Raw genomic sequence first — 23,361 nt, 5'->3', positions numbered from 1 at the left:
GTTCTTGTAGATCGGATCGTGCCCGGATAAAGCCAAAATCAGGACATTGTCGCCTAAGTGGCTGATTTCAATAAATTTATAATTTCGCAATCGCGGGATTGATGAAATCGTGCTCTGCCATGACGTCGTAGACATTCTGGAGCGGAAAGTGACATTGAGGTCATATCGCACTCATCGCCTATGGCGCCAGTTCCTGCAAGCGGCGGCCTCTATTCGTATCGAGGCGCCACACCAGAGTTTCCCCAGCGAGGAAGGGCACCACGGCTTGTCTGCCGATCTCGATCACATCGGGCACCTGCCACGGATTGCGCTTCAGCGTGATCCGGTCACGGTTCGGGGGCATGCCATAGAAGCGTGGCCCATACTCCGAGGCAAACGCCTCAAGACGATCGAGTGCACCTTCCTCCTCGAACACCTGTGTATACACTTCGAGTGCCACCGGCGCATTGAATATCCCCGCGCAACCGCAAGCGGATTCCTTCATCGCGCGTGGATGAGGCGCGGAGTCAGTGCCGAGAAAGAACCGGGGCAAGCCAGAGGTCGCCGCTTTGCGCAGGGCCACGCGATGCCTTTCGCGCTTGGCCACCGGCAAGCAATAAGCGTGCGGGCGCATTCCTCGCTGGAACATCGCGTTGCGATTGATCACCAGGTGATGCGGCGTGATCGTCGCAACAATCTGGGCACGGCATTCCCGGATGAAGTCAACCGCCTCCGCGGTGGTAATGTGCTCGAACACTACCTTGAGTCCTGGGAAGTCCTGCACCATGCGGGTAAGCACGCGCTCGATGAAGATGGCCTCGCGATCGAACACATCCACGTCTGCATCGGTCACCTCACCGTGGATGAGCAGCGGCATGCCGATCTTCTCCATCGTCGCCAGTACCGGTTGGATTCGCCGAACGTTGGTCACGCCGCTGTCCGCATGGGTTGTGGCATGAGCGGGGTAGAGTTTGCACGCGGTGAAGACACCGGCCGCGTAACCCGCCGCCACCTCGCCCGGATCGGTGTCATCGGTGAGATAGCAGGTCATTAGCGGTTGGAACGGGGCCCCCGACGGGCTCGCCGAACGGATCCGGTTCCGGTATTGGCGGGCAGCCTCCACGGTACAAACAGGCTGAACCAGATTCGGCATCACGATGGCCCGTGCGAAGCAGCGCGCCGTTGCCGCGACGGTCTGCGTCAGCTGAGCGCCATCGCGAAGATGTACATGCCAATCGTCGGGTGTCCGGATCGAAACCATCGTCATAAATCACGAATCTCCTGTCGGGTTTACCGTGCCGATCACGGGCTACAGTCGTCGTAGCGCAGGCACCCGCTCACATCAGTAGCCGAAGGTCGTCAACACAGATAGACACCTACCGGCGTGAGTGCAGCGTCCATGAGAAGGACATGGCTCATCGGGGTTCTCCGGTATATTGGATAACATGGTAGATGGCTTCGTTGTAGCTCGACCACAGTACTTTGCGTGCCGTGACATGCATACCCAGGTCGTGCATATGGCCATTGACGAGACTGTAACACCAGGCATGTACGGCCAATTTCTGGCCGCGCTCCCACGCATCGATCACGACCGTGGTCTGACAAACGTTGAAGGCTTGCTCGATGGCGTTGAGCTCGCACAAGCGAGTATGGAGGATTTACTCGTCCTGTCGGCGCCGGTCGAACCGCGGCACGCCTTCACGAGGATAACGATGCGCGTTTCGTGGTCTCCTACTCATCGAACATCACTTCATCGCACCGCTGAAGATGTAAGCGATTCGCTTGGTAATGTCGTGAATTGCTTTTTAGTTCGATCTAGGAGCCAAAGACTAAAAAACTCACGAAATTACTCATCGATACCCAGTGCCTCTAAATAGCTCCCCACTTTATCGATCCATTCCGAAATCGTTGGAACGATCCCGTTTTCTGACGTGATTCTTTTCTTCAGGGCGAGCTATCTCACGCGACTGCAAAGGCTCATAGCCATCAGGGATGTGACTAGGTTCGAGATCTAAATTTAGCTCGCGTGGACTAACGCGAACGTCGAGAAAGAAACTGGCTCTCTTAGCTATTCGAGCTTGCATAGCCTCAAATGCTGCCGCTTGCGCTGGATCCCAATTTAAGCCGCTGCCGGTAAGCGCGAGATAAAGTGTGTAGTCAAAGGAAACCCACGTTGAGTGAAATGCAGGTGCCCCATCTTCGAAGAGCATCAGCGCCATAGGTGTTGTCAGACAACCTGCCACACCGATCGCATTGTTTTCCGGGTGACCTATTTTGCTTAGACTATAAAATAGAACCTCATGGCCCGCGAGGTGTTTCATGCGCAATAATTGATCGCGTTCAAGTGATGAATAGCGAAACCCGTTCAAATCTAGTTTTTTAGCCTCGAAATATTTGGTACCTACAACGGACGCACCGCTCGACGTTGACAGTGTTACTTTCATTGCAATATCGCCATTGGCAGTTTCATGCGGTCCGACAGCTTTAAATGCGCGTAATTCGGACTTAAATGGACGTCCTTCCCAAGTGATCGACTGCTTAATGCCAATGGCCTCCAAGACATCGCGCGTGATCGTGTTTTCGTGCCAACCACCCTCCATGTGCGTCGCAAAACAGCGGGTGATCGCCTTTTGTATGCGAATACGCTTGTTTTTCAGCCATTCGTCTCGGGTCATTTCCGATCCCTCTTTCATCCAAGAGTTATGCTTGGCTATCGGCCACAAGGGGCAGAACTTGAGATTCAAGCGGTGTGTGAATCCCTTCTTAAATGGCCAGTCTTTGAATGATTGGAAGCCCACTTCCTGGATCGACGGCGCACCGATGTTTGGTCAGGGCGAACTTGCTCATTGGAGAATGCAGACAAGGCTGCACATAATTCGTGCTACAGCGGGCGAGCGCGACAAGGCACGAAAATGCAGCGACGTTGCCGCGTGTCTTCCCTAATAACGTGAAAAGCCCAGGGGGCGTTTCGGTAGGAGCGCCCTTCCCCTCTTTAAATTGCGCTTGCGCTAGAGTTCCAAGACCCCGATCCACGATAGTCGACGCGTCATGAAACGATCGCACGTGCACGCACTGCTCTGGCCCTTTGTGAGTTTGGCACTTGTGCTTGTGGGCGCTCGCCTTGCTCTCCCCAGCTGGATTCGTCACCACCTCGATGAGCGCATCGAACGCATGGGGCCCTATCACGGCTCCATGTCCGAGGTCGATCTACACATTTGGCGCGGCAGCTACACCATTCGTAATCTACGTATCGACAAAGTCGGCACGCCATCCAACGAGCCTTTCCTTGACGCGCCGCGTACGGAGATTGCCGTGAGTTATACGGAGGCGTTACGCGGCCGTCTTCGCGGTCACGTCGATTTCTATAATCCTACGGTCAATTTCATCGACGGCAAAAGCGAAAGCGAGCAACAACTGGGCAACGGCGTCAATTGGAGCAACGAACTCAATATCCTGATTCCGGCCGAACTCGACAGCATTCGCGTGCATAACGGCACCATTACGTTTCGCAATGTCGTGTCCAATCCGCGCGTCGATCTCACCATCGCCAACGTCAACAGTACGATCACCAACCTGTCGGCGTCGCAGAGTGAAAGTGGTGTCCGCACGGCTACCTTGCACGGAACCGCGACGGTACTGGGCGACGCACCGCTAGAAACCCACGCGACCTTCGACCCTACCAACCGCTTCGGTAACTTTCACTACCAAATCCGCATCTCACAAATTCAACTCGTGCGTGCCAACGCCCTCGCGCGCGCCTATTCGGGATTGGATTTTGCTGGCGGCACTGGCGATTTCACCATGGACCTTAAAGCTACAAACGGCCACCTCGAAGGCTATGCGAAGCCGGTTTTCAAAGACCTGAAACTCTTCAGCTGGAAGAAAGACGTGGAACAAGAAAAGAAGGGGCCGATCAAGCTGCTTTATGAAGCCGCTGCGCAAGGCGCGGTATCGCTATTGAAAGGGCCATCCAACGATCAGCTGGTAACGAATGTGCCAATCAGTGGACGTATCGGCGACAGCGAGTTCAGCAAACCCCAGGCGATTTTCAATGTAGTGCATGATGCATTTCTTCACGCGTACAAATCGCAACTCGAACACTTGCAGTCATCGCCGGACGAAACAAGTCACTGATTCCATGTCAGAACAACCGCTTCTTTGAATTTCCTAGCGATCTACATCTAGACAGATGGCTCAGGCATCGCCGTCGAACGTGCCTGCGTTGAGGTAATGACAGGGAAGATTTTGCACGCCGCGTCGCGATCGATGTATGACTGGAGTGCTAGCCCTCCTGAGTGAGAGCGGCAATCGTTCTTCATAAAACTGCACTGCTGTCGCCTCCGTGATACGCAGGTGGAGCAGTCGGCACCGCCCGGCCAATGCCGCCAAGCATAATTGTGAAATTGTCCAATGCCGTTGGCCCGTCAGATCAGCGAACGGTTGTACATTGGTATTTCTTATACCGTGCCAACATCGCGTAACAGTTATAACGGAAGCCACTTGTTCAATTCCTACACAAGGCATGCGCACGTCACCACATTGCAGGCGAAGCTTTCCATTCACCACATAACGAAGTATCGTCCGCATCCCTACGTGGCAAGTATGCCGCAGCGCTGCAACATCCCAACCTTCCCGTACTTTGGCACTCAAACCTAGCTTATGCAGCTTGCACCGGAGCGCACGTTCGGTGCGCTGCAGATAGCGACACAATATGCGGACCGGTCGTGTACCCGCCCAGGCGTGAAGATAGCCCAGATCCGCCCTGCTCCATCGGCGCCTTCCGTTCTTATGGGGGTGTACGCACGACCAATTCTTGGCCAACGGACCACATTTCTGGCTGTAAGGCATACATTCACCGAACGATATCGAAATGAAATGCCTGACCATGAAGGCATTGCTGATAAAGACACAGTTGTTGCCCCCTATTAATCAAGGCGCGCGGAAATACAAGTCAATTGAACGTCGCGTGTCCCCGACTCAGCAGTGCGAGCCTACTATGGTCGTTGAACGTTATTGTTCGTGTGACGTCAAGGCCAAGTCGAGAGTTGCTATGCGTTTGGATAGCCGTTTCCAGTGACGCATAAGGAGCCTTAGGCGATTGTCCCGAAGTCAGAAGCAGTGACTGGAAAAAAATACATTAATTTAGATGACCAACCATTTCCTGTGATCGTCAGTAATAAGTCCTTCTGCGATCTTTCAATACAGATGGGTTGATCGCATTCTCTGGACCTCTCTGAAAGGTTCCGGTGGGACATCCGGCAGTTACTGAATGTTGTCTCCATGTCGCCATAACATCGTTATCGATGCGTGAATGCCATATCGGGCATAACATGAAGAACAGTATTTGAACGACTATTACGCGGCACCCAAGCACTTTCACCATGCTTATCTAAAGAGACAAAAAGTGAGTGGCCGAAAATTTTTTATAGATTGAATAAATTGATTTTTCCGAGTGAACTCTTTCGAGTGCAGATGGCAGCATTCCCAAACTAGGCCTATTAGGTAAGTACGCGCGCTGCCTTGAATGATGCCTAAGTCCCTATCCGAGGCGGCGATCCATTTGTCTATGGCTAACCGCTTAAGGGATATGACATGGATACCTACACGAAGCATGCAAGGGCGTTTTTGCCTTTGGCAATTCTCACCGGACTCCTCAGTGTCGGGTTAACCACATCCGTTCATGCGCAATTGAGCGCTATTGCGAATCCGCCGGGTGAAAAGCAATGCGCAACAAGCGACATCAATGACAATGACACCGCCGTCGGCAACTGCTCTCCGCAGAATGTGTATGGTCCTTCGGAAGGATTTGCGGATAACGGTGATCTTGTATCCCCTCTCCAGCCGCTGGTGGTCGGGCAAGATTGCAGTGCAGGTGGTGTTGCTGACAACGGGACCATCATCGGAGAGTGTGTTGATCTGAACAATAAATCCTTCGGCGTGACCTGGAACGCCGCCAATCCTTTAGCGGCGCCCGTATTACTTCAACCGCTACCCGGTCTACTAAATCTTGATCCCGACGTCACGACCGCATCGACGGGTTACAACCAAAGCGGCTTCGTGGTCGGTGAAAGCATCAGCGGAACGGGTAACGCCACCCCGGTGGTGTGGAATCCCTCGGTGAGTGGCGGAAGTCCGATGATGCTGGCTACGCAGGGAAGCAATTGCGAGGCGGCCGACATCAGCGACACAGCATTGAATGGTGAACCGGACGCGGTGTTGAACTGCCCGCTAAACCCTACCTCCGCCAATCCCGGCCCGATGGTCGCGGAGATCAGCATTTATCAGCCTGGACTGCTGGGATTGTTGGGGAGCTATGTTGCCACCGCGTTGCCGATTCCCTCGGGGGCGACGCACTGCACGGCCGATGGCATCAACAAGTTCAATCAGATAGTCGGCACGTGCCATTTCCCTGCGCCCGATCTGCCGCAAACTGCTTACTGGGCCAGTCCGACCAGCGCACCGACGCTTCTGACTGTGCCGATTGGTGGGAACAATGCACGCAACGCGGGCGCGTTTATCAACAATGCCATCCCAGCAGCAATCGTTTTTCATTATCAAACCAACGCCGGTGTCACCAACCCTGGTTTTTGGATTCCGTCGACCAATACCGTAACGCTGATACCACCGCTGCCGGGTGGTTTACATGCTATCGCGGTGTGCCTTGGTGATAACAATACAGTCGTGATCAATAGTGATATCGCTAGTGAATATGGCCAAGCGGTTGTCTGGACACCGACGGGAGGCGATTTGGACGAAGGTGACCTTAACGGCGGCGACAATAGCGCGGCCACCTCGTGTAACGAACAAGGTACCGCCTTGAGCGCTGTCGCCGAAGGCGGAAACTTGAATGCGAACGCAAGCGAAGACCTGACCATTCCATAGCTGGGCGAGTAGTCGTGTTGTCTCGTGCATCTAACGGGAACGTTGGTGCGCTCAGAAGGGTGTCAACGCAAGAATGTGAGCACTCTGAGATGGTCGCCTATCGAACCCATATCATGAACACCATGCATCGCTTTGCAACTACAACTCATCACGGCGGTAATGTTCCGTACCTACTACACAACCGCGCAAACATCGGCAGCTATCACTCGCGCATCATGACGCTTGCAGGGGAAGGCAATGCAGAGAACATGGATGCAGTCGAAGATGCGTCGCCTCGAGCGACCACTTATCGATCGGCTACCCGAACATATACGTACCGAACCCGATTGCATACTGACGATGACAATACCCGATATAAAGGTTGCCGCAGCTTTTCAATAAATCGATTAGGAGAAGCACAATGAAATCCACAGGCTGCATTTCACCAAGAAGCCGGCATAAGTCCCCGATGCACCAATTACTTAGCGCATTTTCACAATCGTCGCGCGCCAGCGACGCCACCCAGACTATGGCGATCGTCTTCACCTTGGCGATGGTGCTCGGTATGAGCAGCCCGGTGGCGTGGGCGTATGACGGCGACTTTTTGGGTGCCTGCGTTTCAGGCGGAGTTGGTTGTAACCACAACAAATACGCGAAAATGCGTAGCGTAAGTGTGGGGCCCCTATTCGACGACGCAGCACAGGCGAAGATCGTATCGGAACAAGGAAAAATGGCGGATAAACTTGATGAATGTATGTTCGACGCATTTATACAAAGTTTCAACGTAGAAGAAAATAAGCTAAAAAAACACTATATTGCTAGCGCACTTCGATGCGGAAGATTGGCGGGCTATCAGTCAGGAATCAAATGAGCCTAATGGGCTCGAACGATGGGCTCGAACGAACTAAACGGGATTTGGTATCGAAGAGTCGATGGAACCTATTTATGGTTTCCTGGAATGCCGAATCGTTTCGTTTTCATTTAAAACTTGCGTTCTGACACCCCACTAGACATCTTGCACACCACAACTGCTCATAGGCACGGCGCTGTTGGTCAAGAAACGTCACCAAATCAGTGCAGACAATTTCAATGCGTTGGAACTCATTTAGTGACCCAAGAAATCGAAACATATCTAGATGCGTCGTTGCCGCGAATCAATTGCCATGTCGAACAAACAACTACATTGAGTGCGTACTCAGATGGCTGCTACTAGGGACGTAAACGGCTAGATTAATCTGTCCAGATCTAAAGTAAGTTTATGCAGTTATAGAGGTTCGACCGACATACGTGTAAACATGAACCGCAGAATCGTTTTTCTATCTTTCAATTAATAATTTACAAAATAAAACCAGGCCCGCCGCAGCATCACTGCGCGCAGCCAGTCACCTAAAATGGATCAAAGCTCCCTGCTCGCATTCATTCTGAAAGGTGTCGGCGAATGTCTGCTTTGCTCCTTAGCCCGCTACTCTTGCCAAAGTCGTGACAGCAGAATTTCTCCTGCTGCCGTTGAACTCGGCAAATGTCAGGCCTAACTCAGCGTAAATTCGTATTGTAGTGGCGAGGCGAACAACCCATGACTCGCTTGAAAGCGGTGCTGAACGCGGCCTCCGACGTATACCCGACATAGTAAGCCGCTGAAGAAACCGTTTGATCGCGTTGTTTCATCGCGGTCGCAGCCAGGAGCATCCGCCAACGGGTGAGGTACTCCATAGGTGAGAGACCCACTCTCGCCTTAAAGCGTGTTGCGAAAGCGGTGCGCGACATACCCGCGACGCACGCCATAGTCCGTACACTCCAACACTGGGCGGGTGCGGCGTGCAGAGCGGTGATAACGGCGCTCATCCGCTTGTCGCCCAAGGCAGCCAGCCAGCCCATCTGATCAGGTCGCGCCTCCGTCAGATGAAGGCGCAGCGCTTGCAGCAGTACCAGATGGGCTAGGTGTTCGACTACTAGATCGCCGCCGCACTGAGGTTCACGCAATTCATTCATCATGCGATCCAACGACCAGCGAAGCGTGCCTCGATCATCTTCCTCGCGGATGTGAACGATGGGCGGAAGCAGGCTCAGCAGCAGATCGGTGTCGCGACGCTCGAAATCGAAATGGCCGGCATAAACGAGACACTCTCCCCCGCCATTGTAGATGCCTACTGCACCATTCTCCCGTGTGGCGAAGAACGACGCGGCGTCAACAGGCTCCGTTTCAAGGTCGCTGCCGATACGGAACGGTCGGCCGCTTGGGAGGAGGACGCAGTCCCCTTCGCTGAGGCGCCGCGGATCGAGGCCGTCGAGCGCGAGCCAGCAGACGCCGCGCACCACGGCATAGCAGAACAGCCCATCATGGGCCGGCATGCCGATCGACAGCTTACCGGCAACATCAACCGCTCCGGTCTTCAACCGCCTGGGCTTTAACAGCGTAAGCACTTCGGAGAGTGGATCCATAAATTACTGAACGATTGCGAAGGAAAAATGGATGTTTACTTATAGCTAATTCGCGGTGGCGTGCAATAGCCTAGACGCTGAATAAGTACACAGAAGATAGATATGTCCATGAATCAAGCTTTATGGCTGCCCGCCAAGGGCGCGACGCCTGAAGTCCGCCCAGCGCCAGTCCCCACGCCGGGCCAAGGTCAGATCGTGATTCGCGCCGCCTGCGTAGCGATCAATCCGATTGACTGGATCCTGCAGCAGGTAGGAAGCCTGATCTTCCCCTTTCTGCGATACCCGCTGGTACTCGGATGGGACGTGGCCGGGGAAGTAGTTGCCGTTGGTGCTGGCGTAAGCCGATTCAAAGTGGGCGATCGCATCGTCGGCCTGGCCGTAGGGCAGGACAAGTCGGTTAACGATCCGGTCGAGGGGGCTTTCCAACATCACCCCCTCCTTCGCGATCACATGGCGACACCTATTCCGCCGTCGCTGACTTGGGAACAGGCTGCCGTGTTACCGCTCGCAATCTCGACGGCAGCATGCTGCCTGTTCCAGTCCGCTCACCTCGCCCTCGATCCGCCGACCGTTTCGCCCCACTCAAACGGAAAGACAGTGCTCATTTGGGGCGGGTCGACCAGCGTGGGGAGCAACGCCATCCAGCTCGCCGTGGCGGCTGGCTACGAGGTCGTAACGACCGCATCGCCCCGCAATCATGCTTATGTGCGGCAACTTGGTGCGTCCGCCGTTTTTGACTATAAGAGTCGGACCGTCGTGCGCGACATCGTGCAATTCCTTAAGGGAAAGACGCTCGCTGGCGCTGTGGCAATCGGAGCTGGATCGGCGCCACTATGCGTCGCCATCATGGGGGCTTGTACCGGCAGGAAATACGTCGCGATCGCGAGTCCACCGGTTTCGTTTGACGACGCACCGGAACATGGTCGGCGCGGACCATGGCTTGCCGGCAAGTTGTTCCGAATGGTGCGCGGCACGGTGGGCGTCATGCTGCGTGGCCGCCTCAAAGGCGTTCACTCTGGTTTCGTTAATGGATCGTCACTTCTAAACGATGGCGTGGGACGTATGATCTTTACCGAATTCCTGCCGGGGGCCCTTGCCTCCGGGCAGTTCCGTTCATCGCCAGAGCCGATCATGGCAGGCGCCGGGTTGGAGGCGATACCGAACGCACTAGAGCGACACAGAAAGGGCGGTGTGTCAGCCGGTAAACTCGTCGTGACGCTCTGAGCTCTGTCAAGTTCGAAACAATCGAGCCACGCGCAATTGGGACGCTGGCTTCAAAGCCAGCGAATCGACCATAAGGATATTTTTTGACGAGCGCGATCAGGTTTATCGGTTTGTGAATCGTGACCGCGTTGAGACACTTACTGACTTGGACGATGCGGTGAAGTGCAATCAGTGATTCGATTAGGGATCGGTACGCCGCTGCCCAATTTGGCGTGTAACGCGCCTTTCAAATTTGGGCACCACCATTCAGTAACTGACTACACCCCGTTCCCGCCCCCATACCACGGCAGCGCTGCGTCGATTTACGCCCATCTTGCTGTATAGTGTCGACACGTGGTTACGGACGGTGTTGCGAGATAGCTTCAGTATCTCAGAAATGTCCTCATCGCTGTGCCCCTTACAGATCAAAATCAACACTTCCCTTTCGCGCGGTGTCAGATCGCTCAATTCGCTTTTTGCTTTATTGCTCGCATCGGGGTGCCGAATCTGAGCGAGCTTCTCCATCACTGTTCGACTGAACCACGACGTATCCTTCATCACCGCCTCGATCGCCGCGATAAGGTCCATCTCTGATCGTTTGTACTCGGTGATGTCTTGCACCACGCATAAGATGCAGTCCTCATCCTGGATCACCACGTGCTCGGCAGAAAGCATGCAGTCGATCATCACGCCTTCACGGGTGCGCATCGGGATCTCGAAATTGCGCACCGCTTCGTGCGCATCCAGCTTGGCTTGAAATTCGCGATACATTTTGACGTCTTTCCATAAATTGACGTCCGATGTGGCCTTGCCGAGCATGTCATCGGCCGCATATCCCGTCGCTTTCGTAAACGCGGTATTGACCTCGATCACCCTCAGCTCGGGCAATGCACAAACCATCATCGGCACCGGCGCCAGACGAAATGCTTTGGAAAAACGCTCTTCGCTTTGGCTCAGCGATATCTCGGCTTTCTTGCGCGCTTCCAGATCAATAAAGGTAAACAGCATGCAATCCTGCTCGGCCACCTCGATAGGCTGGCCCGCCACGATGACGAACTTGCCATCACCATTAGGTAGCCGCAGTACCGCCTCTCGTTGCGGGATCGTGCTTCCCTCGTGAAGCGCCTGCACGGCTTCCTCGCGATTCTCCGCACTCTCTAGCACGTCTACTTCGTAGATGGAGCGGTCCATCACGGCATCGCGCTCATAACCGGTCATGTCCAAGAACCCCTGGTTCACCTTGATATATCGCAGATCCGAAAGCTGACAGATCAGTGCCGGCGCAGGGTTCGCGTTGAAAGTTTTCTCAAACCGTTCCTCGGCACTGAAACGATCGGTGACATCCTGGATCACCAGCACCATCGACTCCCCTACTTCTGCCGCATTGGTCAGGATAAGGCTGCGAACTTGATGGACACGGCGAAACGCTTCGTCGTCCGTACGCGTCACCGCGACGATCACATCGCGAAACAACTGACCGGCGAGGACGCGTTCGATCGGATATTGCTTCGGTTTCAAAGGATGGTTATTGCGATATTTCAGGATGAACTTCTTCCGGTACTGCGCGGCATCGGCGCCAAGATCGACCAGCTCTTCGACACCATGGATCGCCAACGCCGTTTCATTCGCCCAGACGATCGAATGATCCGGATCGATTAGCACGATGCCTTCTGTCAGACCCGCAATGATCTGCTGCAACTGACGGCGGTCGACTTGAGGTCTGGTACTCGTTGCGTCCATGACTGCTCCGCGATGACAAGATGATATGTAGCACCTTTCTGCATGACCATGGCAAGCGCCGCCACGCTCGGCCCAAAAGTACTAGATCGACTAGTACAGCCAACTCTGTGCGCTCGGTTGTGCGGCGCCTAGCCTTGTTTCACCACCGAAGGTCGGTGGGCTTTTCCAATCCCTCTGGAGATCATGATGAGCACGGCACAGAAAACTACTTCTTCGCAATCGCATGAACGCAAACCGACGGATCCGCAACACGATGACCACAAGCAGCGTCCCGGCCAACCCAAGCCCACCACCCCAGAAAGGGAAGGCCATCATGACCGTGACAAGGATCGCAACGCGCCGCACAAGAAGTAACGCGCCAACGATCTATGCGATGCAACCGTAAAAGGAGATGTTCATGAAGTCGCCAATCACCTTATCGGCGCTCACTCTTACGACCCTCTTGTCGCTGGGTGGCGTGGTTGCCAGCCACGCTGCCGTGCAGAACCCCCCAGCCGACGATAGTTCGATGGGCTCCAACCAACCGGTCACCGACAGCTGGATAACTACCAAGGTGAAAGCCGAACTGGCATCGACCGATGGCGTGAAAAGCATGGATGTTTCCGTCACGACCATCAATGGCGTCGTCACCCTGACCGGCGTATTGGCCAATGACATCGCTGTGCAAAAGGCTGTTGCGGTCGCCCAGAGCGTCAAGGGCGTCAAGAAAGTCGATGCTTCGGGCCTGAGATCCAAAGACTGAACCACATCCATCATCTCGTAGAACTGTGTATGAAAAGGAGTGCGCTATGAACGAAGACAAGATCAAAGGCCAATGGAAACAACTCAGCGGCAAGCTCCAGGAGAAGTGGGGCAAGCTGACCGACGACGATCTCAAGATCGCCGAAGGCAATCGCGAATATCTCGCCGGCAAACTGCAAGAGCGCTACGGCATTGCCAAAGAAGAAGCCGAAAAGCAGATCAAGGAATTCGATAAGCACCTGTAATCGACCCGATGGAGGGCGGTCATCGCGCCGCCTTCCATGATGGAGAAACGTTTATGCGGAAATACCTATTGGCTTGGCTGCTTGGCGTCCCCGTGGGGCTGCTTATTCTTATTTACCTCTTTACGCATTTGCTCTGACACATACGGCTTTTTCCGCTTTCAAACGGAAAGCGCCGGAAGCGCCGTCGGAACATTCATCCTTCGCACGAGCACGCATCCATGAACACAGCTTGTATCTTTTGTGCCATCGAAGCGGGTGAACCCAACGCAGGTGTCGTTGCCCAGGATGCACACACCATTACCCTACTGGATCTGGGCGAGCACCGGCACGGCTACTTGCTTATCGCGCCGCGGCATCACTACACGGATATTCGAGAGATGGACGAAGCCGCCATCGACGCCGTTTTCCTCGCCGTCAAACGTGCCGTCCATTGCATCGACCAAGAATTCCCCGGAGATGGCATGTGCGTCTGGCAATCCACCCACAGTCCCGACGTGCCTTGCATCACGCACGCGCACTTTCATGTCCACCCTCGGCACGTCGCATCTATCCAAGGCGAATGCCACACCCATGCAGACACCCACTTCTTTGCAACATCGGTGCCCGCATTTATCCAACGACTGCGCCGCCATATGCTCGATACACGCGTTATCCTCAACAAGCAGATCAATGCAATGACTCCTCTTGGCGAGAGCCGAAGCACTTCGTGTGATTGGCACCCCAGATTATCGTTATGGTGCGGCTGCAACGCGCGCGCCGTAGCTTGAGTGTCTCGTTTCATTTCTCGGAAAAACGCGGCTAGACGGCACCGATGGCGGTAGCCGAAGATTCTGGTACGTCGGACCATGGCCGGCTGTAACCCTCATCGAGATCTAGCACCATTAACTCGGTGCCTTTGACTGGCACGAAACCGAGTCGCCCGTAATGCCGCTGCAGTCGTCGTGTGGACGCCGCTTCGTTTCGCGATAGTTTTTCCAAGCGTAGCCGTTGACGCCAGGCATGCGATTCACCCAGTGGATTATTTCCCTCAAATTGCAGCGGATAAGGCTTGATAGCGGCAAGGCGACAACCCAGAGCAAGGTGGCCGAGCATGAGATGCATAGCCTGCAATCCGTAGTCGTGGCCGCGGTATCGCGGCAAAATTTCGACGCGATCGATAATCAGCAAGTTCTGGCTATACACTTCGTCAATGCCCAGGGCGCGATTCACACCTGCCGTAAACGAACCTGCCTTTCGACGCGATAGCAGTGTGTTGTAGGGCCAGGTTGAACCGTCTACGTCGAGAAACTCCAATGCATCATAGCCATGCTGCCGGGCTCGTTCGATGTCGGCCACGTACGCACGCACACGTCCAACTTTCCGCTCGTCATCCATGCGCAGTATGTTGCCGCTGTATTCAGCCAGAATCGCCTCCGGACCATACTCCGCCGGTGACAGCGTGCGGCTCATCTCGATAACAACATCCATGTGGGTTTCTCCATCAGTGCGGTGTGGTGACTAAGCTCATTTTAGGTGATTCCCGATTCCTTTCTCGCCATCGTTCATTACATGGGCTTCGCGATGCCGTTTGCGTAATTATTTTTCGTGAGAGCGTGGTACTCCGCCATGGCGAGAGTCGAGTCCAGATCGCATAGAGGGGTGCGTCCGATAGAGGTCGTATAGAGCTACGTTTGCGATCGCTGACCCACGCTGAAAACCGACAATCGGTTATTTGATGCGGCGGAGCATTTCCTTCTTTTTATAGTTCACCGGAAATTTAGGGCGAAGCCGTTTAGCCGCCGTGTTCTCGACTATCCCGTCGTAGATCAACACGGCTAGCGCCGCTTGTAGCTCGGATAACAAAACGTCCGAGTCTTCGATCAGATCCGCCATCAGCTCCGAATCCACCGTTAGCGTATTGCCAATCGTGGGCATTTGGCGCAGCCACAGGTCTTTGACTTCTTGTGAGGGGGGCTTTGGTGCATCTTCATGCGTGTCAGCACTGAAAAAATCGCCCTGCCCTTTCTGTTTAGCCACCGCATCCAGGCGATGCTGCAACTTCAGACGCGTTTGTTCGATGGCAACCTGCTCGGCTTCTTCACGAAAGGTCACTAGCCCGGTTGCATTGTGAGTGGCATAGACCAGATAGAAAATGACTTTCTTCTTATCCACATATTCAACAGGCAGCATGGCCGTGCGCAGTGGTTTAGGGATGTGGCCATTGCAGGTATCTACAAGCAGTTGTCGGTAAAGCTTCATGAGTTCGCGTTGCTTGACGTCTGCATTGCCCGCGGTAGCGTCACGCCAGTCCTTGCCAAAAACGGCTTCAAGGTTCGCGTGCTGCTCTTCGTGCCCGGTCGCTAGATTGATGAAATTCCACATGAAATTGATGAGTAGTTCTGTGCGAGGCCGTCGTAAAAAAGGGGCCAGAACTGCAGGTTCAATCAGATTCTTCCAGCCAAACGGGTCCACAAATACGAATGCAAACTCATCCTTTTCCAGCCATCTGATGATGTCCGGAATCGCATCATTAAAGGGCTTGCGCCAAACTTCAGGCTGCACGATGTTTTGAGGTGCGTTCTGCACATGGGCTTCCAACAGGGATGCGCGCTCGTCGTCTGTTTCCAAAAACACGGAACGCAAACGCACTGTTTTGCCGAGTTTACTTTGCAGGTTGGCCTGGCAAGCGCCCATGGTGCGGATGGCGATACCCGGAGAGGTGTCAGAGAGATCGGCTGCAGCTGACTTCCAGGGACCCGCAAAGCAATCGATATAAGCGATCTTGGTGGACCATTGCCCAATAATCATGAGGAGCCGCTCCAGATACGACTCCAAAATGATGTGCTTGATGAGCGAATGCTCACGATCTTCGTAATGTTTGAGGGCTTCGCGCGCGGGACGTGGCTTCATGCTGCATCCTTGGTTAATCGACGGCACCTGAGATGTAACGACCTCGTGGCGTCTCTGCTTTAGCCCATGGCGGCCACTTTCGAATCGGGCATGCCATTCCACTGACGACCATCGAGTTCCCGACCATTCGCCTTTTTGGAACGTCGCTTGCCATCGGCTCCCCACCCTCCCCACTGTTTGAAGAAGAAGGTCGCACCCTGATTTTCACATTCGAGTCGAATGGAGCGTGCCCAGTCCGGATGCATCGGCCGGGCTTTCGGACCGGACTCGCCGCCTACGATCACCCAATGGATGCCATCCAGATTCAGCGGACCTAAGTCTTCGAGTAAAGGCTCGCAAGATAGAAAACGAATCTTGGCTGGAATGCGTCGCAGCACGTCGATACGTGGTACGCCGTGGCGCTGATTCTCCACGGACACCCCAAGCCAGACGTTACTGGGCACCTTTCGATGCGCAAAGTAGGTACCAAGCCGTTCATGACGCTTGGTAAGAATCTGGTAGCGATGCTGAGGTGTGTCGGCAATCACGCCCATAACCGCATCGATGAAAGCGTCCGGGATCCGCTCGTGGAACAGGTCGCTCATCGAATTGACGAAATAGATGGTCGGCTTCTTGCGCTGCCGCGGCTCATCCAGCCGCTCCGATAAAAGCTTTAGGCGAAATCCTTGGCGATACGCTTCCGCCCCCATCGCTTTCAAGCGCTTGGCTAACGTTTCGGCGTAGCAATGCTTGCAACCGGCCGACACCTTGGTACACCCAATCGTTGGGTTCCAGGTCTGCTCGGTCCATTCGATCCGTGACGTCGTAGTCATGACATGCCTCTTCGCTTAAGCCTAACGAGGTTGAGTCTCACTTCGTAAGCCGCGGCCTCAACGTGGATCCGCTCGCGAACGCGGACGACGTGAAGTGCCCTTGAGCGTCGCTTCCAACGTGCCAATCATTCGGTTAGCGGCTTCGTACTGTGCGGTCGTACTTATCAACGCGCGGTCTCGCTCGGTCGCCACCACTTCCAGCTGTGCGGCACGCGTTTGCGCGGCATTGAGCGCCTGCCGTGCCGCGGCAAGGTCGTGTTGATCACGCCCCGCGCGTTGGCGTAGTTCCGCCAATTCGGTGCGCAGGCTGGCGTTATGCTCCTGTACCTTGGTCAGAGTTGTTTCGATGCGCCGCTGTGCAACGCGTGCGTCGTCCACCTGTTTGAGCATCTGCGCCTCGGTGCGCTGCAGTCGTTCAGTGGTCTGATCCAGCTCGCGTCGAAAGATCCCGTCACGTTCGGCTAACGCAACTTGGTAGGACGCCCGGGCTTCCGATCGCTCGCGCTGCGCGTCGCCTCGAGCCTGCTCCAATTCGCTGCGCAGGGTGGCAACCTCTACAACGGATGCTGCCCGCGTTGCATCGACGCTCGCCAAATCAAGACGTAAGGCTTCCAGCGTTTCGGTTAATGTCGCCACTTGCTCGGTTAGCGCGGCGCATTCCTTACCACGTGCTTCGCTATCTGCCGCGTGTTGCTGAGCCTGGGCCTGTGCTGACGCGGCTGCTTCAGTCAGCGCTTCGCGCTCGACGGCGAACTGCGCGGCCCCTTGATCGACGGCAGCAGCCCATAGACTGCGCATCGCATCCGCAATGGCCGGTGGCAGCGTACCTGCCAGAACATCGGCCTTGGCGCGCGCGTCCTTCCAGAGCTTGAGTTCGTCATTGATCGTCGTGCGGCTGCCTTGACGGATGACCTCGTAGATCTGATCGACCGTCAGCTCATGCGGGCGCCGACCTTGCGCAACCAGCTCGGCAGCGGCTTCACGGGTACGTGTCCGGGTATCACTGGCGCGGCTCATGGCAACTCACGTAGCTCAAAGGGCGAAAAGGCGCTGCACAGTGCCTGTATATCACAGTATTACGTTATATGTATAACGGTATTGCATAGAAATTTATGATAATTCTCATAATCAAAAGTATTTTGGGTGTACGCTGCAATTTCGTGCCGCCGTGACATCGGAAAGCCAGTGAGCGACCACCCATTAAGCACCGTCGTGCCTCAAGCCCTCCCGCCCACCCTGTCGGGGATCGTGGGCACCAATCGCGCCTCGACCGGTGTTACTCGGCAAATCGAGGCGAACGACGATGTCGCCGCCATAGGCTTGTGGCTGGCCGAATATCACAGCTCGCCGCACACCTTCCGCAGCTACCGCAAGGAGGCCGAACGGCTGTTGCTGTGGGCGACCCAGCTGCGTGGTAAAGCGGTCTCTAGCCTGATGCGTGAGGATGTCCTGGCCTACGAGGCCTTCTTGGCAGCGCCTCTGCCGACCTGGTGCGACGATGCGCTGGCTCGCCACGGTTATCATCGCCGGCTCTTTACGGGCCCGTTGTCCGACCGCAGCCGGCGGCAGGCCCTCGGCATCCTAGCGGGGCTGTTCAACTACCTCGTGCGCGCCGGCTATCTGGCTGGTACGCCGTTCGCGCTGCAGCCACGTCGACGCGGCGCCCGCGGCACCCGTCGAACGATCGAGCGCTACCTGGAGCGTGCTCTGTGGCAGGACGTCCTCGCCAAGGTGGAACAATGGCCGCAAACCAGTCCCCGCGAGAAGCAACGCTACGAACGTGCGCGATGGGTTCTGCGCGTCCTCTACGAAACCGCCTTGCGGGCTACCGAAGCGGCGCAGGCCAACGAGGGCGACCTGCGGCATCGGCGCGGCCGATGGTGGCTGCACGTGACAGGAAAAGGCGGTGTCGAGGGTGACGTGCCCGTCAGTGATGCGCTGATGGCGGACTTCGCGCGATACCGGACGTTCTATGGCTTGCTACCCACGCCGAACAGTAACGGTAGGTGTCCGCTGATTCTCGGCATCGCCGGACGAACCACTCCACTGACTGCGACGGCGGTGTATTTGGTGGTCAAGGATGCTTTGGTACGTGTCGCGGATGCCCTAGAGCCGGCTGACCCTGTGGGGGCTGCTCGATTAAGGCAAGCTTCGACCCATTGGCTGAGGCACACCGCCGCGACCCATCAGGCCGAAGCGGGCAATCCGGTGCACCACATCCAACACAACCTCCGGCACAGCTCCATCGCCACTACCTCGATCTATTTGCATGCCGAAGAAGACGCACGGCATGCCAGCACTACTAAGGCCCATGCCGGCGCGTCGCACGATCCGTACGATAAAGACGGCACGGCCTGAAGTGACCCACCTTTTAAGAGTGAAATAATCAAAGGGCCATAGCATCGCCGCGATCGTGACATCGTGCGCTCCCTTTGCTGCCCCTCCCCTCGAGTCATGGGACCGAGGGCTTGCCACAAGAGACAGATGGTAAGTGTGACGAGCTGTTTCGAACGTGAGAGTCGTCCCTCCTTCCTGGGAGGGACGAGTGCCGCGAATGGAGATACTCATACATGTGCGGGTGTCGAGCGATGCTCCCCCGGTTTTGGGTAGCACTGCGATTTGGAGTTCTGTGCGCAACACGCACATAAGTGCGGGTACTATCTTGTAATTAACTAACTAATCAATTAGCTTGTGAGAATGACCTCGAAATCCAGCCCGAGGAAACCTCGCGGTCGCCGCCCTGCCGACGCCATCGTTGATGTGCGCGAGCATCTGCTCGACGTGACGACGCAGCTGTTTTCCGATCAAGGCGTCGCGGCCACGACGGTCGCGCAAATTGCGAACGCGGCCGGCGTCGCCACAGCGATGGTGCACTACTACTTCACCAATCGCGAAAAGCTGCTCGATGCGATCGTCGATGAGCGTGTCGCCCCCACAGCGGCTTTTGTGTGGCAACCCGCTACCGAAGAAACGAACCGTGACCCGTTTGTGCTTGCTCAGACGTTCATTGATCGCCTGTTCGACGTGACGAATCGTATGCCGTGGCTCCCCTCGCTGTGGCTGCGTGAAATCGTCAACGAAGGCGGCTTGCTGCGTAGTCGGATGATCAAGCGCCTTCCCTTCGACAGTGTTCAACGCTTTAGCGTTACGTTGACCAAGGCTCAGAGTGAAGGAACCGTCAATCCGGATCTGGAGGCAGGCTTGTTGTTCAACTCGATTTTGGCGTTAGTGATGTTGCCCCTTGCCACCGCGAAGATATTGCAAAACGTACCGGGTATACCGGCGGTGGAGCGCGACATGTTGCATCGGCATGTGTCGGCCTTACTGATGGGCGGCATGCAGCCGCCACGGCGTTCGCCACCAACGAAGCCCCACGCCGCCTCACGGAGCAAATCATGAGCCGTTTATTCCCTGCATTGTCTCTCCGCTGGGTTCTGCTGGCCATCGTTGTCGTGTTGGTGGGTTGCTCGCACCACACTGACCACACGTATCAAGGCTATGTCGAAGGCGAGTTTGTTTACCTAGGCTCGTCACAGTCCGGCACGCTCGTGCAGTTGTCGGTCGCACGCGGCCAGGCCGTTATTGCGGCTGCGCCCATGTTCTCGCTCGAGTCCGTCGACGAAACCGCCGCGCTGCAACAGGCGCAACAACAGCTCGTCGCCGCACGCGCACAGTTAGCCGACCTCCAGACCGGCAAGCGCCTGCCTGAAATCAAGGTCACCCAGGCACAGCTTGCCCAGGCCATCGCCAATGCGCACAAAGCGGCGTTGCAGCTAGCGCGCGATGAAGTGCAGTTTCGGGTGGGCGGCATTGCGAAGGCCCAACTGGACGACTCGCGTGCATCCGCCGATTCGACCGCCGCGCAGGTGCGCGAACTGATTAACCAGGTCGATGTCGCCCGGCTCCCGGGCCGTCCGCAACAGCTCAGCGCGCAAGCGGCGCAGGTCGACGCCGCACAGGCAACCGTCGCGCAAGCCCAATGGAAGCTCGACCAAAAACGCGTGCATGCGCCCGCTGCAGGGCTGGTGTACGACACGCTGTATCGCGTCGGTGAATGGGTACAAGCCGGCAATCCCGTCGTACAGATGCTGCCGCCGCAGAATGTGAAGGTGCGCTTCTTCGTACCGGAGACGGCGGTCGGCGGCATCGTGCTAGGTCGCGACGTCACGCTCCATTGCGACGGCTGTGCGGCCGACATCCCGGCGACAATCACGTACGTGTCGAGTCAAGCGGAATACACCCCACCGGTGATCTACAGCAACGAAAACCGCGCCAAGCTAGTGTTTCTGATCGAAGCGCATCCATCCGCGGCGGACGCCATCAAGCTGCATCCCGGCCAGCCGGTTTCGGTGAGCATGCTATGAATCCGTCGGCAACCGAATACGCCATCGACGTGCAGAAACTCAACAAGCACTTCGGCGACAAGCACGTCGTCAACGATGTGTCGCTGCAGGTGGCGCACGGTGAGATCTTCGGCTTTCTGGGGCCGAACGGCAGCGGTAAAACGACCTCGATCCGCCTGATGTGCGGTCTGCTGACCCCCGATTCGGGCACCGGCACCTGCCTGGGCTATGACATCATCCGCGAAAGCGCCCAGATCAAACGTAACGTCGGCTACATGACGCAGCGGTTCTCCTACTGGGACGACCTAACAATCCGCGAGAATCTTGACTTCATAGCCCGGCTCTACGACATGCCCAACCGCCGCGAGACGGTCGATCACGCGCTCGAATCGTTGGGCCTTGCCAGCCGCGCGGACCAATTGACCGGCGCGCTGTCGGGCGGTTGGAAACAACGACTCGCGCTGGCCGCCTGCATGCTGCACAAGCCGAAGCTGTTGCTCCTCGATGAACCGACGGCGGGCGTCGACCCCACCGCGCGGCGCGATTTCTGGGAGGAGCTGCATCGGCTCGCCGCGCAGGGTATTTCCGTATTGGTCAGTACCCACTACATGGATGAAGCCGAGCGCTGCCACAAACTCGCTTACATCGCTTATGGAAAATTGATTGCACAGGGCACGGCGAAGGAAGTCATCGATTCGCAAGACCTGACCACCTGGGCTATCCACGGCGACCGGCTGAGTGAACTATCGGAGCAACTACGCACGATGCCGGGTGTCGACCAGACCGTCGTGTTTGGCTCCGCCTTGCATGCCAGCGGCAAGGACCATGCTGCTCTCGAAAAGGCCGTCCAACAGGCGGCAGCAGGCAAAGATCTGCGCATCGAGCCCATCGACACCGGACTGGAAGACGTCTTCATCTACATGATGAGCCGCTCCTCCGACAACTACGGCATGCCCTCATGACCACACACGCCCTGTTTTCGCTGCCGCGTTGGTGGAGTGTCGTGCTCAAGGAGTTCTTGCAACTGAAGCGCGATCGCATCACGTTCGCGATGATCGCCGTCTTGCCGATCGTCCAGCTCGCGCTGTTCGGCTATGCGATCAACACCAACCCGAAACAATTACCGACCGCAGTCATCCTTGGCGAGCAAAGCCCGTTCTCGCGCAGCTTCGTCGCGGCGATGAAGAATTCCGACTATTTCAACATCGTCGAGACGCTGCCTGATGAAACCGCCGGTCGGCGTGCGCTCGCCCAGGGGCAGGTTCTGTTTGTGCTGAACGTGCCGGCCGACTTTTCGCGTCGGCTGTTGCGCGGCGAGCATCCGTCGTTGCTACTGGAGGCGGACGCCACCGACCCCACCGCGACGGGGTCCGCGGTCGCGGCCTTGCCTGGCTTGGTGCAACCGGTCGTCGAGAAGGACCTCACCGGACCGCTCGCGCATCTGAATGGCGCCCCGGCCGCCTTCGATGTCCAGGTGCACAGTCTGTACAACCCCGAGGCCATCACACAGTACAACGTGGTGCCGGGCTTGATGGGCGTGATTCTCACGATGACGATGGTGATGATGACCGGGCTCGCCATCACCCGCGAACGCGAACGTGGCACGATGGAAAACCTGCTGGCCACCCCCGTGCTGCCGATCGAGGTGATGACCGGCAAGATCGTGCCGTATGTCGCCATCGGGCTGATCCAGGTGACGATCATCCTGGCCGCGGCTTATTTCGTTTTTCATGTGCCCTTCGAGGGAAGCCTGATCGCGATCTACCTGGCAGCATTGCTCTTTATCGCCGCCACGTTGACGGTGGGCATCACGCTGTCATCGCTCGCCCAGAGCCAATTGCAGGCGATGCAATTGACGATGTTTTATTTTCTGCCGAGTCTGCTGCTATCGGGCTTCATGTTTCCGTTTGCGGGCATGCCAGTGTGGGCGCGGTTTATCGGCAACCTGTTGCCGCTGACGTATTTCAACCGGTTGATCCGCGGCATTCTGCTCAAGGGCAACGGCTGGATCGACCTGTGGCCATCGGTGTGGCCGATGGCCGTGTTCATGGTCGTGATGATGGGCATCGCGTTGCGTTTCTACCGACGCACGCTGGACTAGCGGGAATG

At 56.2% G+C, this 23,361-nt stretch carries 22 protein-coding genes; 13 read left to right on the top strand and 9 right to left on the bottom strand.

Annotated elements, in window-relative coordinates:
- Nucleotides 1–178: 178 nt before the first annotated feature.
- From pyrC to QQL64_RS05325, 3 genes are all read right to left on the bottom strand, one after another.
- Nucleotides 179–1,246, bottom strand: a complete 1,068-nt coding sequence (gene pyrC / locus QQL64_RS05335) for a dihydroorotase (RefSeq protein WP_284396642.1) — start codon at nucleotides 1,244–1,246, stop codon at nucleotides 179–181.
- A 148-nt stretch (nucleotides 1,247–1,394) separates the two neighbouring features.
- The gene (locus QQL64_RS05330; RefSeq protein WP_284396639.1) at nucleotides 1,395–1,622 is read right to left on the bottom strand and encodes a carbonic anhydrase; all 228 of its coding nucleotides are present in this window, start codon (nucleotides 1,620–1,622) and stop codon (nucleotides 1,395–1,397) included.
- A 243-nt stretch (nucleotides 1,623–1,865) separates the two neighbouring features.
- Nucleotides 1,866–2,654, bottom strand: coding sequence for a hypothetical protein (locus tag QQL64_RS05325; protein ID WP_284396637.1), 789 nt, complete (start codon nucleotides 2,652–2,654; stop codon nucleotides 1,866–1,868).
- A 373-nt stretch (nucleotides 2,655–3,027) separates the two neighbouring features.
- On the opposite strand from QQL64_RS05325, the gene QQL64_RS05320 reads away from it, so the two are divergent.
- The 4 genes from QQL64_RS05320 (at nucleotide 3,028) to QQL64_RS05305 (ending at nucleotide 7,711) form a co-directional block, all read left to right on the top strand.
- Entirely contained in the window at nucleotides 3,028–4,113 is a 1,086-nt protein-coding gene (locus tag QQL64_RS05320; RefSeq protein ID WP_284396636.1) for a DUF748 domain-containing protein, read from the top strand.
- Between the two features lie 1,458 nt (nucleotides 4,114–5,571).
- Nucleotides 5,572–6,861, top strand: coding sequence for a hypothetical protein (locus tag QQL64_RS05315; protein WP_284396634.1), 1,290 nt, complete (start codon nucleotides 5,572–5,574; stop codon nucleotides 6,859–6,861).
- 113 nt (nucleotides 6,862–6,974) lie between these two features.
- Nucleotides 6,975–7,265: a hypothetical protein gene (locus QQL64_RS05310; RefSeq protein ID WP_284396632.1), complete on the top strand. Its 291-nt coding sequence runs from the start codon at nucleotides 6,975–6,977 to the stop codon at nucleotides 7,263–7,265.
- The gene (locus tag QQL64_RS05305) at nucleotides 7,262–7,711 is read left to right on the top strand and encodes a hypothetical protein (RefSeq protein ID WP_284396630.1); all 450 of its coding nucleotides are present in this window, start codon (nucleotides 7,262–7,264) and stop codon (nucleotides 7,709–7,711) included. Before QQL64_RS05310 ends, QQL64_RS05305 begins: the two co-directional genes overlap by 4 nt.
- A gap of 662 nt (nucleotides 7,712–8,373) precedes the next feature.
- On the opposite strand, the gene QQL64_RS05300 is transcribed toward QQL64_RS05305, so the two are convergent.
- The gene (locus QQL64_RS05300) at nucleotides 8,374–9,279 is read right to left on the bottom strand and encodes an AraC family transcriptional regulator (protein WP_284396628.1); all 906 of its coding nucleotides are present in this window, start codon (nucleotides 9,277–9,279) and stop codon (nucleotides 8,374–8,376) included.
- Between the two features lie 102 nt (nucleotides 9,280–9,381).
- Here QQL64_RS05300 and QQL64_RS05295 point away from each other — a divergent pair, with 102 nt between their 5' ends.
- Complete coding sequence (locus QQL64_RS05295; protein WP_284396626.1) at nucleotides 9,382–10,503, top strand: zinc-binding alcohol dehydrogenase family protein; 1,122 nt, start codon at nucleotides 9,382–9,384, stop codon at nucleotides 10,501–10,503.
- Between the two features lie 246 nt (nucleotides 10,504–10,749).
- Here QQL64_RS05295 and QQL64_RS05290 read toward each other — a convergent pair whose 3' ends face one another.
- Complete coding sequence (locus QQL64_RS05290) at nucleotides 10,750–12,180, bottom strand: helix-turn-helix transcriptional regulator (protein ID WP_284396624.1); 1,431 nt, start codon at nucleotides 12,178–12,180, stop codon at nucleotides 10,750–10,752.
- 439 nt (nucleotides 12,181–12,619) lie between these two features.
- Here QQL64_RS05290 and QQL64_RS05285 point away from each other — a divergent pair, with 439 nt between their 5' ends.
- The 3 genes from QQL64_RS05285 (at nucleotide 12,620) to QQL64_RS05275 (ending at nucleotide 13,975) form a co-directional block, all read left to right on the top strand.
- A complete protein-coding gene (locus QQL64_RS05285) occupies nucleotides 12,620–12,964 on the top strand; it encodes a BON domain-containing protein (RefSeq protein WP_284396622.1) in 345 nt (114 codons plus the stop codon).
- A 46-nt stretch (nucleotides 12,965–13,010) separates the two neighbouring features.
- Nucleotides 13,011–13,208 carry a CsbD family protein gene (locus QQL64_RS05280; RefSeq protein ID WP_284396620.1) on the top strand — a complete coding sequence of 66 codons (198 nt, stop codon included), beginning with the start codon at nucleotides 13,011–13,013 and terminating at the stop codon, nucleotides 13,206–13,208.
- A 218-nt stretch (nucleotides 13,209–13,426) separates the two neighbouring features.
- Entirely contained in the window at nucleotides 13,427–13,975 is a 549-nt protein-coding gene (locus QQL64_RS05275; protein ID WP_284396619.1) for an HIT family protein, read from the top strand.
- A 31-nt stretch (nucleotides 13,976–14,006) separates the two neighbouring features.
- Here QQL64_RS05275 and QQL64_RS05270 read toward each other — a convergent pair whose 3' ends face one another.
- The 4 genes from QQL64_RS05270 to QQL64_RS05255 form a co-directional block, all read right to left on the bottom strand.
- Nucleotides 14,007–14,675 carry a hypothetical protein gene (locus QQL64_RS05270; protein WP_284396617.1) on the bottom strand — a complete coding sequence of 223 codons (669 nt, stop codon included), beginning with the start codon at nucleotides 14,673–14,675 and terminating at the stop codon, nucleotides 14,007–14,009.
- A gap of 240 nt (nucleotides 14,676–14,915) precedes the next feature.
- Nucleotides 14,916–16,097: a three-Cys-motif partner protein TcmP gene (gene tcmP / locus QQL64_RS05265; protein WP_284396613.1), complete on the bottom strand. Its 1,182-nt coding sequence runs from the start codon at nucleotides 16,095–16,097 to the stop codon at nucleotides 14,916–14,918.
- Between the two features lie 59 nt (nucleotides 16,098–16,156).
- Nucleotides 16,157–16,909, bottom strand: coding sequence for a DUF5131 family protein (locus tag QQL64_RS05260; RefSeq protein ID WP_284396611.1), 753 nt, complete (start codon nucleotides 16,907–16,909; stop codon nucleotides 16,157–16,159).
- A 57-nt stretch (nucleotides 16,910–16,966) separates the two neighbouring features.
- Complete coding sequence (locus QQL64_RS05255; protein WP_284396609.1) at nucleotides 16,967–17,926, bottom strand: DNA-binding protein; 960 nt, start codon at nucleotides 17,924–17,926, stop codon at nucleotides 16,967–16,969.
- 195 nt (nucleotides 17,927–18,121) lie between these two features.
- Here QQL64_RS05255 and QQL64_RS05250 point away from each other — a divergent pair, with 195 nt between their 5' ends.
- The 5 genes from QQL64_RS05250 (at nucleotide 18,122) to QQL64_RS05230 (ending at nucleotide 23,353) form a co-directional block, all read left to right on the top strand.
- The gene (locus QQL64_RS05250; RefSeq protein WP_284396606.1) at nucleotides 18,122–19,267 is read left to right on the top strand and encodes a tyrosine-type recombinase/integrase; all 1,146 of its coding nucleotides are present in this window, start codon (nucleotides 18,122–18,124) and stop codon (nucleotides 19,265–19,267) included.
- A 339-nt stretch (nucleotides 19,268–19,606) separates the two neighbouring features.
- Nucleotides 19,607–20,308, top strand: a complete 702-nt coding sequence (locus QQL64_RS05245; RefSeq protein ID WP_284396604.1) for a TetR/AcrR family transcriptional regulator — start codon at nucleotides 19,607–19,609, stop codon at nucleotides 20,306–20,308.
- A complete protein-coding gene (locus QQL64_RS05240; protein ID WP_284396602.1) occupies nucleotides 20,305–21,273 on the top strand; it encodes an HlyD family secretion protein in 969 nt (322 codons plus the stop codon). Before QQL64_RS05245 ends, QQL64_RS05240 begins: the two co-directional genes overlap by 4 nt.
- Complete coding sequence (locus tag QQL64_RS05235; RefSeq protein ID WP_284396601.1) at nucleotides 21,270–22,214, top strand: ABC transporter ATP-binding protein; 945 nt, start codon at nucleotides 21,270–21,272, stop codon at nucleotides 22,212–22,214. Before QQL64_RS05240 ends, QQL64_RS05235 begins: the two co-directional genes overlap by 4 nt.
- Entirely contained in the window at nucleotides 22,211–23,353 is a 1,143-nt protein-coding gene (locus QQL64_RS05230) for an ABC transporter permease (RefSeq protein ID WP_284396599.1), read from the top strand. The genes QQL64_RS05235 and QQL64_RS05230 overlap by 4 nt, the downstream gene beginning before the upstream one ends.
- Nucleotides 23,354–23,361: the final 8 nt, after the last annotated feature.

The organism is Dyella lipolytica, from assembly GCF_030160075.1.
GTDB classification, from domain to species: Bacteria; Pseudomonadota; Gammaproteobacteria; order Xanthomonadales; family Rhodanobacteraceae; genus Dyella_B; species Dyella_B lipolytica.
The sequence above is the reverse complement of the archived record's forward strand: the minus strand, read 5'-3'. Positions and strand labels throughout refer to the sequence as shown.